Genomic DNA, 12,306 nt, shown 5'->3' with positions numbered 1-12,306 from the left:
TCATCGGCAAGAGAAAGGTCCTTTACGTTAACTGACATGCAATGTGGCAATACTTGCATTTAAGGGTACATATAATCAGGTGACTGAAGAAGGTGCACCAGATTATAGCCCAGTGCTGGCAGAGCAGTGTATGGAGGGATCAATTTCTTGATAAATAACAAGTTCTACCGAATTTGCACAGCCATTATTTTGCTGCTGCTCATTGTGTATTTGGGGGATAAGGTTAATTTTATTTTCCGCCCGTTAACATCACTCATACATATCATTATTATTCCGCTGTTAATCGCGGGCTTTTTCTATTATTTGCTTCGGCCGCTCGTTGATTTCATGGAACGACATCGGTTGAAAAGAGCCCTATCCGTTCTAATTATTTATGTTGTGATAGCCCTGCTGATTGCCGGGTTTAGCGTGCTCATATGGCCGTCACTTCGTGAGCAGCTGTGGAACTTTATTGAGAATACGCCAGCTCTGATAGCCTCACTTAGTGAACAGCTAAACGAACTGGAGAGAAACGGATTCCTGTCCAAATACTTGCCGGAGAACTCGGATCTTGTGTCAAGATTTTCCGAATTCCTGACACAGGGAATTACACAGGTAAGTGATTATCTGTCAGGTCTGTTCTCGGTTGTATCCAATCTGGTCATCATTTTGGCCACCTTTCCAATCATGCTGTATTACATGCTTAAGGAAGGCAGCAAGTTTGGCACCAATCTTACCCTGCTATTGCCAAGACGTTATCGGAAGGATGGAGAAGAGACCGTTCATGAAATTGATGAAGCGCTGAGCAATTTTATTGTTGGGCGAGTTATTGTCAATGTTGCACTCGGGATCCTGATGTACATTGGTTTTCTTATCCTTGGTTTGCCATATGCGCTATTGCTGACGGCTGCATCCATCATATTGAACTTTATTCCTTATGTGGGTGCAATATTGGCAGCAATACCTGTCGTGATTGTGGCCTTTATTGAATCGCCGTCAATGGCAATCTGGTCGCTGATTATTATCGTCGTTGCCCAGCAGATTCAGGATAACCTGATATCTCCCTATGTATATGGCAAGCAGCTGGATATTCATCCGCTGACAACGGTTATTTTGCTGCTCGTGGGTGCCGATCTGTGGAACATTTTGGGTATGATCATCGTTATTCCGCTATATATGATCCTGAAAATTATAGTTCGTAAAATCCATTATCGGATTGTTGAAGATAAGACTGAACTTTGAATGGAATGTAAAATACAACATGGTCATGTGCTTCCACAATTAATTGCTCTTGAATCACATAAGACTAAGCTCTTGAAGATAAGCCGCGTATCAATGGTGAAGGGTCAGGTAAGGCTGCCCTTGCCATTGATACGCGGCTTTATTTCCATGCGCATTGCCCCTTTATGTTATATCTGTTATACTTGATATATAACAGACAACAAAAAGAAGGTGAACTCTTGATTATTCAACTTGACATGCAGTCCGAACTCCCCATTTATTCTCAATTGGTTTATCAAATTATCGAAGGCATTGCTAGTGGTGAACTGCAGCTAGGTGAAGCGCTACCTTCAGTTCGGAATTTGGCAGCAGATATTGGTGTTAACCTTCATACGGTCAATAAGGCTTATACACTACTCAAGCAAGATGGATACATACTAATTCACAGACAAAAGGGCGTTGTCGTAAACCCTGATGGAATGCCTGGTCTAACGGATGATTTTTTGAAAAAGCAGCAAACAGAATTAAGACCGATTATTGCCGAAGCGATATGTCGAGGCATGACCAAAGAGGAATTGTCTGCAGTATTAGATCAAATCTATGATGATGTGAAGATGGGGCACAACAAGGAATAAACGAATAAGGGAGTGTGTTATGTATGCAACTATTTAGTATCTTATCTGTCATCTTAATCTTTGCTCCATTAGTCTTACTTCTATCCTTTACACCTTATCTAACAAGGGAAACCATTAGCTTTGGGGTTACGGTAAGTGAATATAATTATTACACACCCATTCTACGTAAGTTACGTAAAACGTTTGCTGCAGTAAGCCTGATCGGAAACGGGGTGATTATATTTGTCTGCCTATTTTTACTCCGATCTGCCAATGAAGAATCTACAGCAATAATCACTGGTGTTTGCACCATGATGTTCGTTGTGTACTCGGTAGCACTACATTTAATTTTTCATTTCAAGATGAAAAGGTTAAAGGGAACACTTCCAACTGCAGAAGCACCTCAACGGGTTAAAATTGATACCACCTTCCGCCAAAATAAGCTCACGTATTCCAACTATTGGTTTCTAATTCATATAGCTGTTATTGTAGCCGTTGCGATCATTTTGATGCACTTCCTAGCGTTGTTCCAATGAAATATGATTTTCAGGGCAATGTCACTTCCAGTGTGCCTAAAACCTACCTTTCAGTACTCGCTATTAATCTGGTACAGCTAGGAGTAGTTGCACTCCTGATGCTGGTTAACTGGAGTATTAAAACAAGCAAACAACAGCTTACCACGACGGATCCTGCCCAATTTGCTGCTAAAAATATTCAATTCCGCCGTAAATGGTCCCTATTCACGATAATAACAGGGCTATTTCTTACTATTTTATTTGCCTTCATTCAAATCAATATGTTCGTCCCCAATCTGGTCTTGCTAACGGCTATCAGCTTTATCGTCCCTGTGGTGATAGTATTAGGCGCAATATGGCTGTCTCTCACAGGCAGACAAGGCGGTGGGAAAATTCGTAATCATCAAGAGGATAGAGAACGCTCTAAGGAGCAGCCTGTGAATGAAGATGAGTATTGGAAGCTTGGTGTTATTTACTTCAATCCCAATGATCCTTCTTTTACTGTAGAGAAACGTTATGGAATAGGCTGGACGATTAACTTCGCTCGTCCACTATCTTGGGTCCTGTTGTTAGTTATCATTGCTATTGTTGTTATAAGCAGAGTTCTGAGCCAATAAATGCTCATAGATCTATGCATATCATAAAAATGATTAGGAGGAGTTTTGACGATGAACAATTGGAAAAAGCTATTATGTTCTCTTACTTTCGTATGCCTTATCCTGCCGGTAACATCCATCTCAGCAGCTGCTGAGAAACCCGTTGATCATGAAAATCTAGTTCCTATTCGTGAGATTGCAGTAAAGAATGGGGCAGAGGTATCTTGGCAGCAAAACACAGGACAAATTAAAATAACAAAAAATGAGCTTACCATTGTAGTTAAGGTAGGGGAGAAACAGGCGATCGTGAATGGGAAAGTCATCCCCTTAGACCATCCTGTTCAGTTAACGAAAGGGGTTACCTTTATGGATAGGGGATTTCTTACCGAGGCACTGAAGGCAGCACCTGAGGATATGTTCATTTCACTTATAAGTGAAGGGGATGGCAAGGAGGCTGTGAAGTATGTTCATTCCTCTGTGAGTGGAGTGTTGTCACCCACGTTATTGAGTCAGCTATGGTCAGCATTAGAAGGTCAAAATGGGAAAATGACAAATAAAGCCGTAGCGAAACACGTAGAGAACAACTCCGTGCATCGCAATGTCACATATACTTTTAAAACAGAGCTTACCAGTGTGAATATTACCGTAAGAATGAATCATGACGGACTGGTGGATGACTTGTATGTTGCCGCGGCTACTCCAAATGTGTATCAAAAACCAAGTTACGACGATCCATCTGCTTATACAGAACAAGACATTACGGTTGGTGAGGGTGATTTAGCTTTACCAGGAACATTAACTTTGCCCAAGGGAGAGGGACCTTTCCCGGTTGTCATTCTAGTACACGGTTCTGGGCCTAGCAATCGAGACGCTGCCATTGGTGGGGCAAAGCCATTTCGTGATCTTGCGGTAGGTTTAGCTTCACAAGGAGTTGCTGTATTAAGATACGATAAGATCACCTATGAGCATACCTATAAAGTGGCTTCACAGCCTAAATTCACATTAAAACAAGAAAGTGTGGATCAGGTAACCGATGCCGTAGCCTTACTTAAAAAGAATGCACATATTGATTCTACAGCGATTTTTGTAGCTGGACATAGTCAAGGCGGGTTTGCAGTACCGTTAATCATTGCTGAGGATAAACAACATGATATTGCAGGCAGTATCCTGCTTGCTGCACCAAGTAGCAGCTTTGTGGATGTGCTTACCGAGCAGCAGGACGAATTGGTAGATCGAATGAAGCAGCTTGGTTTAGACACGGCGATCATTGAAGAACAAGCTGATTTTTACAAAAATGTAGCTGCGATCGTTAAAGATCCTAACTATTCTATAGATCATCTTCCTGAGGCATTTCCACTTCAACCTGCTTATTGGTGGTTTGAGCAGAGAGATTATGTGCCTGCGGAACTCGCTAAAACACAAAATATTCCCATGCTTATTCTACAAGGTGAAAATGATGTGCAAGTGTCTATGGATCAATTCCAGAATTGGAAAACGGCTCTTCAAGGTCATTCCAATGTAACGCACAATAGCTATCCAAAAGTAAATCATCTGTTAGCCAGCTATGAAGGACTTTCGATTGGTCAAGAGTACGCTGAGCCATCTAATGTCTCCAAAGCCATTATCGATGATATTGCGAAATGGGTATTGAAAGTGGAGTGATAACATGGAGAGTGACGCATTGAGCTGGAATAATAAGAAGAGCACTTACCAATATAGGTAAGTGCTCTTCTTGTTAAATATTTGGAGTTGTTTAATTAGCCCGATTAGGCCTCTTTCTCGTCTTCATCCGTATACTCAGACATGACAAGTGGTTCTTTAGGTACAACAGCCACCTTGTAGAAACGGTTTTTGTCTTTTTCCAAAAGTACAAACGTCAGGTTTTCAAATTCATACTCATCCTGCTCGTTCATTTCCGGGCGATGGCTGTAGAGCCATCCACCAATGGTGTCCCATTCATCGGCATCGAGGTTAGACATAAACATGTCGTTGACCTTCGACAGGGATACCTTGCCATCCATAATCACATAGTTTTCATTAATGATCTGGATATCTTCCACTTCGTCCGCATCGAACTCGTCGCGAATCTCACCGACAATCTGTTCGAGTACATCCTCAATGGTTACAATCCCTGATGTACCGCCATATTCGTCGACCAGTACAGCGATGTGCACACCGTCCTTCTGCATTTTCTTGAGCAGATCCTTCACCGGAGTCGTTTCATGAACAGCAGATACGGGCTGGATCAGCGAAGACAGATCAACAGGTTCATCGTTTCCGTAGAGCTCCAGGAAGAACTGTTTGGTATTGATGATACCGATGATATCGTCTTTGCTCTCATTAACAACCGGGAATCGGGTATATTGCTCCTCCCGGATAATTTCCAGGTTTTCTTCATTCGTTTTATTGACATAAAGGCAGACCATATCGGTCCGGGGTACCATAATTTCCTTGGCGAGCATTTCATCAAAAGCAAAGATCCGGCTTACATAACCGAACTCGGCCTGATTAATTTTGCCGCTTTCGAAGCTTTCATTAATGATAATTTGCAGTTCTTCTTCTGAATGCGCCGCTTCATGCTCGGACGCAGGCTTGATTCCAAACAATTTGACCAGTTGATTCGCCGAGCCGTTCAACAGCCAGATAAAAGGATACATAATTCGGTTAAACCAGATGATAGGTGTAGACGTCAGCAGAGCAACCGTTTCTGCTTTGCGGATTGCAATCGTTTTGGGAGCTAGTTCACCAACCACAACATGCAAGTATGTAATGGCGACAAAGGCAATAACAAACGATAAGAACGATGAGAGCGCCTCAGGCATACTTAAACTTTCAAACACAGGGTGGAGAATCTTCTCAACCGTCGGTTCACCAAGCCATCCAAGACCCAGGGATGTAATGGTAATCCCGAGCTGACATGCGGACAGATATCCATCCAGGTTGGCAACAGCCTGTTTGACAGCCAGAGCACGCTTGTTTCCTTCTGCAATCATTTGGTCAATCCGGCTTGGACGAATTCGTACCAAGGCAAATTCTACCGCAACGAAAAATGCTGAAAATCCTATCAAAATCGCAACCAATACTAAATTTAACGCATACCTCTCACTGTCCATTCACTACTCTTCTCCTTTAGGTAATAAGTTTTTAACGAATATTATATCGAATTTAAGGTCAGAAGACCACCTCCTGCGGGGCGAAGGAGGAAGACTATGGAAGGTAAAACGCCTGTAAATCGCGCTGTGGTGCGGTTTTTTAGACATGATAAAGAATATGTAGATGCAAACACAGTCAGTATAGACAACCCTTTCAAAGGAAGCCCCGTCCAAAAACGTAGGTTTAGTTTATGTATGTAATGTTTTATCTATGCGAACGTTACGAATGTGCCTAACATTGGGTATCTATGATTAGCTATATCCTTTATCGTCAAAACTGATGAAGAGAGAGAGAAAGGCAGTAGAATGTCATCAAGGGGGAAGCCGAATGCTTTGGCTGGTCATCATCTTAGTTGTTTTTATTTTTCAGGCAGCCACAATATTGGTGCTGGAATTCCGTAATCCGTCCAAGGCAGTGGCCTGGCTGTTTATTTTATTTTGCGTTCCACTCGTTGGGTTCGTAGTGTACTACTTTGTCGCGCAGGACTATAACAAGCGTAAAAAGGTCCGCAAGGCAGGATCACGAATCTTCCGGGAGATCAGGGAGACCATCTGGGAACAAGCCCATATCGTGGAGGATGCTTCGCAGATGCCGGATCACGGCTTCGAGCATCAGCAGCGGTTGTTCAATTTATTAACCCATCTGTCGGAAAGCCCGATAACCGGTTGTAATCACAGCAGGGTGCTTACGAATGGAGAAGAGGCATTTTCTGCAATGCTGCATGAAATGGAGAAGGCGAAACATCATTTGCACGTTGAATTTTATATCTTCCGGGATGATGTGATCAGTACCCAATTCCAGGAAGTCATGATTCGTAAGGCACAGGAAGGGGTTAAGGTTCGTTTTATTTGTGATGGTCTGGGCAGTCATAAAATGAGCTGGAGCTTTATCCGCAAGCTGAAGGAAGCGGGAGTAGAGTTTCACTTCTTTCTTCCACCATTGATCGCTACGATTGATCGCAGGGTGAACTATCGCAACCATCGTAAGATTGTCGTTGTGGATGGCAAGGTAGGATTCGTGGGCGGGATAAACGTAGGCGATGATTATCTTGGGCAGTATCCGAATATTGGATTTTGGCGGGATACTCATGTGCAGATTGAGGGAGATGCCGTTTATTTCCTGCAGAATACATTTCTTAATGACTGGAAGCTGGCATCTGGAGAGCAGATTTCCGATCCTCAATTGACCGAGTTGTTCCCACCCCACATATGCAGCGGTGAAGAACGCATTCAAATTCTCGCCAGCGGTCCCGACCAGGAGTGGGATGCCATTCAGGAGATGTGTTTTGGTGCCATCTCGGTAGCCTGTAACCGCATCTATATTACAAGTCCCTATTTTATTCCGGACCCTGCCCTGTATGAAGCACTCAAGACCGCAGCTGTAAGCGGAGTGGATGTTAAGATTATCATTCCTTACCAGTCGGATTCCCGGCTTGTTCATCTGGCCTCTCTCTCTTACGTTGAGGAACTGCTTCGTGCGGGAGTGGAGTTTTATCAATATCGAAAAGGATTTGTACATGCCAAAGTCATGATTGTGGATGGACTTCTTGCAACCGTAGGAACTGCCAACATGGATATGCGGAGTTTTTTCTGCAATTTCGAGTTGACCGCCGTCTTGTTTGAGGCTTCTTCCATGAATCGGCTTATTGAAGATTTTGAACGGGATCTGCAGGAATGCAGCAAAATTGATCTGGAAGTCTTTCAGGGGCGATCACGAGGACAAAAAGGGGCAGAAATACTTTCTCGCATGCTTTCTCCGCTGCTTTAGCCGTTTTTAGTTCGATTTCTGAAGATAAATTCACTTTTTTTGAATTTATCTTCTTTTTGCTAACTATTTTGCTCAAATTTGATCTTTTATGATATAATAAATATATAAATCATGTCTTGGCGAAGGAGGGGAGTCTGCGGGAAACAGGCTCCTTTTTGCTCTCTTTTCGAAGTGTAAACCGGAATTAAGACATATTTGAATCCATTTCATATTGCTTTTAGATGCTTATAAGCAGGGTACGTATAGGGTCGACCGAGATCGTTTTCTTCTATATGTAGTTTCCCCGTTCGGTATTTAAATGATTTATGAAATTGATTCACATATTGATCAAACGGGGGGGATACCATGTCCAATGTAACGGTTAAAGAAATAACATCGAAACCGGATCGGAATGTAAAAAGCTCGGTATTTACGCTGAAGCTCCTGCAACGTATTGTAATGATTTTGATTGGTGCCGCACTGATGGCCGTATCACTTGAAATATTTCTTGTGCCCAATGGCGTAATTGATGGTGGAATCACGGGGATCTCGATTATGGTGTCAGAGCTTACGCATCTGCCGCTGGGGATTTTCCTGACCTTGCTCAACTTGCCGTTCCTGATTTTGGGATACAAACAAATTGGTAAAACGTTCGCACTGTCCACATTGCTTGGCATTGTTGTCATGTCCATCGGAACTTCATTATTGCACCATGTTCCTGCTTTGACACCAGGTGAACCGCTGCTCGGAGCTGTTTTCGGCGGATTGATTCTGGGGGTTGGTGTGGGTCTCGTTATCCGGTCCGGCGGATCCCTTGATGGTACGGAGATCGTAGCCATCCTGCTGAGTGAGAAGTCACCACTTTCTGTGGGACAGATTGTGCTGTTTATTAACGTGTTTATTTTCGCAGGCGCGGGATTTGTATTTGGTTGGCCGAATGCTCTGTATTCGATGATCGCCTACTATATTGCCATGAAGATGATTGATATCGTTAACGAAGGTCTGGATCAGTCCAAATCGGTATGGATCATCAGTGAGAAATATCGGGATATTGGTTCAGCTCTGACAGACCGTCTCGGTCGTGGGGTTACTTTCCTGGATGGGGAAGGTGGATTCAGCGGGGATGAGAAGAAGATTATCTTTGTGGTCATCACTCGTCTGGAAGAAGCGAAGCTGAAGTCGATCGTGGAAGATTGGGACCCGCAAGCCTTTGTGGCGATCGGTAACATTCATGACGTGAAGGGCGGACGTTTCAAGAAAAAAGGTATCCATTAGCGAGTTTTATCCGATATAAACAAAAAGCTTCAAATAAAAGAAATAGCCGGCACCCTTGGTTTGAGGGCAGCCGGCTATTTCTTTTTCAAGTGCTGCGTGATCAGCTCAACGGGCTGCGGCTCAACAGTGGCAATGAGATCGCCTACCTGCTGAAGCCGTTCCACGATATTCATCAGATGATAATCCTTAACCGACACATTTTCCCGAACTTCATCCCACGTGAGCGGGGTGGATACGGTACCTCCGGGTTTAGCTCGAGGGGTATATGGTGCTGCCAGGGTTTTGCCGCCATAATGCTGCAGGTAATCGAAATAAATGCGGTCCCCCCGGTCTTTTTTGAGCCGCTCCAGTGTAAACAGGTCAGGATGCTTCTGGGTGACGTATTTGCCAACAAAGTGACCAATATCCCGCAGCTCATCAAAGGTGACGCCCTGACGGATGGGAACGATGATCTGTATGCCTGTGGCACCGGAAGTTTTGGGTACGGAACGGAGGCCAAGGGAAGTCAGCGTTTCCCCTACTATCAGAGCAGCCTGCATAATACGTGGCTCATCCTCAAGTGAGGGGTCGAGATCAATCATCCATTCACATGGGAGATGGCTGCCTACGGCGTGTAAGGAGGGATGGAACTCCAGAGCGGCAAGATTGCCGAGCCACAGCAGTTCAGGAAGACCGTCCATGACGATATAGCGGATGCCTTCGTGGATCTCGGTACGTACGAACTCAGGAATGGGTTCAGGAGCATTTTTTTGATAAAAAAATTCACCGCCTGCACCATGCGGGTACCGAATGGTTGTCAGGAGGCGGTTCCTGGTGTACGTCAGCAGAAAGGGAGCAATAGCGGCAAGCTTCTGCAAATAGATGGCTTTCGTTACTCCTGCTTCAGGCCACAGCAGTTTATCGGGATTGGTTACAGTAAGCTCTATTCCCTCAATGGTAATGGTACCTTTGATCGTGCGGGGCATATCAACACCTCCCTTTCTTAAGAGATAAACGAAATATAGAGTAACAACTACACATCAATAACGAGCTGGCTGGCAAGGCAGTCTTCACGGGACACTTCCGCAAATGCTTGTATGCTCGGGTGGCGCAGCGTTCGATGCTGGGTCAGCTCCATGTATTGCACTTTGACTCCGAGCTGGGGCTTGATCCATGTCGTCTCTGAGCTTCGTTCGGGCACGTTATGGAACGGCCGCTCCTCTTGAATCAAAGGTTCGACTTGCTCGGTCAGTTTACGCCAGGTGGGTGAGTTTAGCTTCCCTGTGCCGACATGACCAATATAGACAAAATGAGGCCCGTCATATACACCAACCGCAATGGCGTTAACTACGCCGCTCCGGTAGGTAACCCCGCCAATCATGGCATATAGATCATGCATGATTTTAACCTTTTGCCAGCGCTGATCCTTGCCATTGATGCCATAGGTACTTGTAAGGTCTTTACAGACAATTCCCTCCATCTGATGCTGTCTCATAACGGTGAGCAATGAAGCCGCATCGGAGGTATTGGTCACCTCCTGAACGTGTGAGCCCGGGTTGAGGACACGATGCAGCAGACGCTGGCGTTCTGCAAGCGGTTGATCGGTGACCCATTTTCCATCACAGTACAAAATATCGAAAACCATATAAGTCACCGGAATCCGGTACACGGCTTGGGCGATCGCGTCTGGTTTGCTCATGCGGTCTCGGCGCAGAACATGGTAAAAAGAAGGTTTTCCCGTTTCGGGGTCAAGCGCAATTACTTCGCCATCCAGAATGTAGGAGGGGACGCTGCACAGATTGCGGTCAGAGACCAGCTCTGGGTACTGAACCGTCCGGTCGTGCAGTCTGCGGTTAATCAACTTGAGTTCATGGCCATCCTCGTACGCAAGCATGCGAACGCCATCCCATTTCACCTGGGCAATCCAGTTAGGTCCGTTTGGAATGTTGTCCCGAGATACGGGTTCAAAGGGTGCCAGAGGTTTAAACATGTGCAGGACTCCTTTCGGGTGGCGGTATTGAGTAAACGTAATCAGAAGTGCTTACCTGTTATAGCGTTCTAGTTTTGAAACACGAGACTTCAATTTATGTACCAAAATAAGCAGCACAGGGAGTGCGATGCCGCATGTAAGATCCCAGTCGATCCAATAGGGGATAATCACTTTGAGATAAAAAACCTCATCGGGAGCGACCAGAATGGACATGGCCAAAATTAATAGTGCCGCAGGCAGGATAAGTTTGCGGTAGCTGGAAAGTCGGAACAGGTTCGTAACTCCCAGGATAAAGCTGTAGAAGAACAGAATGCTTTTGAAAAAAACAGCGATAATCCAAACGGAGGCCATGAAGGCTTCAATTCGCTGCAGAAAGTTGCCTATATTAATCTTTTGCGAGAGCTGGAAAGAGGCGAACCAATGATGCTGCGTCATAAACGGTCCCATAACCAGAAGACAAATGGTCAGTGTCAGTGTAAGCATCAGGCCGCCAATAAGTCCTGCCAGAAGAATATCCTTCTCCAAATGAGGCTCCTTCTTGGCGTACGGGAATAACATCATGAAAATGCATAACTCACAGTAAGGATAAGTCAGCACAGCGATAAAACCTCGAAATGGAGCAGCAATGCCTTGAGCAAGAACCGGCTGGATGTTATCCAACTTTACGTGAGGGAGTAGACAAACCGTCAGAATAAGCAAAAAAAAGACGATTAATGGAAGCAAAAGCTCTGCACTCCTGGCTATGCACTCAAGGCCACATATGAGTCCCCATACCAGGGAGCAAACAAAGAGCAGATGCACGAACCAGAGTGGTGATTCCCGCAGGATCTGCGTCGACATGAAATCGCCGATTTCCCTGACGAATGTGGACGTGCTAATCAGAAAATAAAACAAATAGAAGCAGCTGAACAAGGCCCCGATCCAAGGTCCGAATGTTCGAAGTGCGTTTTCAATCAGATTGAGTTTGGGGTGAAGCTTATAGGTGACCAAAAAAATGGACAAAATCCCCATACCTCCGGCGACACCGAATAAAGCGGATATCCAGGCATCTTCATGGGCGAACGAGGTGATCATGGCCGGAAATACAAGTATTTGTTCACCAATTGTGCAGAGGAACAGTAAGGCGGCAAGCTGCCTTACAGTCAAACGTCCCTTTTCAACCATGTGGGTTCTCCTTCATCGATCGGACTGGATATTAGGTTAGGATGCGCCAAATTCACCATATTTATAATAAAAAA

Annotated in this window: 11 protein-coding genes; 7 read left to right on the top strand and 4 right to left on the bottom strand. The window is 44.7% G+C overall.

Features of this window, described 5'->3' with window-relative positions; all coding sequences use genetic code 11:
* Positions 1-147 precede the first annotated feature (147 nt).
* The 5 genes from CHH60_RS19480 to CHH60_RS19460 all read left to right on the top strand — a co-directional run bounded on the left by CHH60_RS19480 (position 148) and on the right by CHH60_RS19460 (position 4,587).
* Positions 148-1,221: an AI-2E family transporter gene (locus CHH60_RS19480; protein ID WP_095360690.1), complete on the top strand. Its 1,074-nt coding sequence runs from the start codon at positions 148-150 to the stop codon at positions 1,219-1,221.
* A gap of 218 nt (positions 1,222-1,439) precedes the next feature.
* Positions 1,440-1,835 (top strand): GntR family transcriptional regulator, encoded by a 396-nt coding sequence (locus CHH60_RS19475; RefSeq protein ID WP_095360689.1) that lies wholly within the window; start codon positions 1,440-1,442, stop codon positions 1,833-1,835.
* A 23-nt stretch (positions 1,836-1,858) separates the two neighbouring features.
* Complete coding sequence (locus CHH60_RS19470; protein ID WP_095360688.1) at positions 1,859-2,350, top strand: hypothetical protein; 492 nt, start codon at positions 1,859-1,861, stop codon at positions 2,348-2,350.
* A complete protein-coding gene (locus tag CHH60_RS19465) occupies positions 2,347-2,946 on the top strand; it encodes a DUF5808 domain-containing protein (RefSeq protein WP_141236973.1) in 600 nt (199 codons plus the stop codon). Before CHH60_RS19470 ends, CHH60_RS19465 begins: the two co-directional genes overlap by 4 nt.
* Before the next feature lie 51 nt (positions 2,947-2,997).
* Positions 2,998-4,587, top strand: a complete 1,590-nt coding sequence (locus CHH60_RS19460; protein ID WP_095360686.1) for an alpha/beta hydrolase family protein — start codon at positions 2,998-3,000, stop codon at positions 4,585-4,587.
* A 104-nt stretch (positions 4,588-4,691) separates the two neighbouring features.
* On the opposite strand, the gene CHH60_RS19455 is transcribed toward CHH60_RS19460, so the two are convergent.
* Complete coding sequence (locus CHH60_RS19455) at positions 4,692-6,038, bottom strand: hemolysin family protein (RefSeq protein WP_095360685.1); 1,347 nt, start codon at positions 6,036-6,038, stop codon at positions 4,692-4,694.
* Between the two features lie 367 nt (positions 6,039-6,405).
* Here CHH60_RS19455 and cls point away from each other — a divergent pair, with 367 nt between their 5' ends.
* Together cls and CHH60_RS19445 are read left to right on the top strand one after the other, a co-directional pair.
* Entirely contained in the window at positions 6,406-7,845 is a 1,440-nt protein-coding gene (gene cls, locus CHH60_RS19450) for a cardiolipin synthase (protein ID WP_095360684.1), read from the top strand.
* A 345-nt stretch (positions 7,846-8,190) separates the two neighbouring features.
* The gene (locus CHH60_RS19445; RefSeq protein WP_095360683.1) at positions 8,191-9,099 is read left to right on the top strand and encodes a YitT family protein; all 909 of its coding nucleotides are present in this window, start codon (positions 8,191-8,193) and stop codon (positions 9,097-9,099) included.
* Positions 9,100-9,173: 74 nt separating this feature from the next.
* Here CHH60_RS19445 and ligD read toward each other — a convergent pair whose 3' ends face one another.
* Genes ligD through CHH60_RS19430 form a run of 3 tightly spaced genes read right to left on the bottom strand, consistent with a single transcriptional unit; the run spans position 9,174 to position 12,232 of the window.
* A complete protein-coding gene (gene ligD / locus CHH60_RS19440) occupies positions 9,174-10,064 on the bottom strand; it encodes a non-homologous end-joining DNA ligase (protein ID WP_095360682.1) in 891 nt (296 codons plus the stop codon).
* 47 nt (positions 10,065-10,111) lie between these two features.
* Positions 10,112-11,068 (bottom strand): ATP-dependent DNA ligase, encoded by a 957-nt coding sequence (locus CHH60_RS19435; protein WP_095360681.1) that lies wholly within the window; start codon positions 11,066-11,068, stop codon positions 10,112-10,114.
* Between the two features lie 51 nt (positions 11,069-11,119).
* Entirely contained in the window at positions 11,120-12,232 is a 1,113-nt protein-coding gene (locus CHH60_RS19430) for a GerAB/ArcD/ProY family transporter (RefSeq protein ID WP_095360680.1), read from the bottom strand.
* Between the last annotated feature and the right edge of the window lie 74 nt (positions 12,233-12,306).

Origin of the sequence: Paenibacillus sp. 7523-1 (assembly GCF_002276415.1) — a bacterium.
Taxonomy (GTDB): Bacteria; Bacillota; Bacilli; order Paenibacillales; family Paenibacillaceae; genus Paenibacillus; species Paenibacillus illinoisensis_A.
This window is presented reverse-complemented; position numbering and strand designations above follow the sequence as displayed.

Coding starts and splice junctions, on each gene's coding strand:
- CHH60_RS19470 (WP_095360688.1), top strand. CDS start 1,859: ATGCAACTATTTAGTATCTTATCTGTCATCTTAATCTTTGCTCCATTA.
- CHH60_RS19465 (WP_141236973.1), top strand. CDS start 2,347: ATGAAATATGATTTTCAGGGCAATGTCACTTCCAGTGTGCCTAAAACC.
- CHH60_RS19460 (WP_095360686.1), top strand. CDS start 2,998: ATGAACAATTGGAAAAAGCTATTATGTTCTCTTACTTTCGTATGCCTT.
- CHH60_RS19455 (WP_095360685.1), bottom strand. CDS start 6,038: ATGGACAGTGAGAGGTATGCGTTAAATTTAGTATTGGTTGCGATTTTG.
- cls (WP_095360684.1), top strand. CDS start 6,406: ATGCTTTGGCTGGTCATCATCTTAGTTGTTTTTATTTTTCAGGCAGCC.
- CHH60_RS19445 (WP_095360683.1), top strand. CDS start 8,191: ATGTCCAATGTAACGGTTAAAGAAATAACATCGAAACCGGATCGGAAT.
- ligD (WP_095360682.1), bottom strand. CDS start 10,064: ATGCCCCGCACGATCAAAGGTACCATTACCATTGAGGGAATAGAGCTT.
- CHH60_RS19435 (WP_095360681.1), bottom strand. CDS start 11,068: ATGTTTAAACCTCTGGCACCCTTTGAACCCGTATCTCGGGACAACATT.
- CHH60_RS19430 (WP_095360680.1), bottom strand. CDS start 12,232: ATGGTTGAAAAGGGACGTTTGACTGTAAGGCAGCTTGCCGCCTTACTG.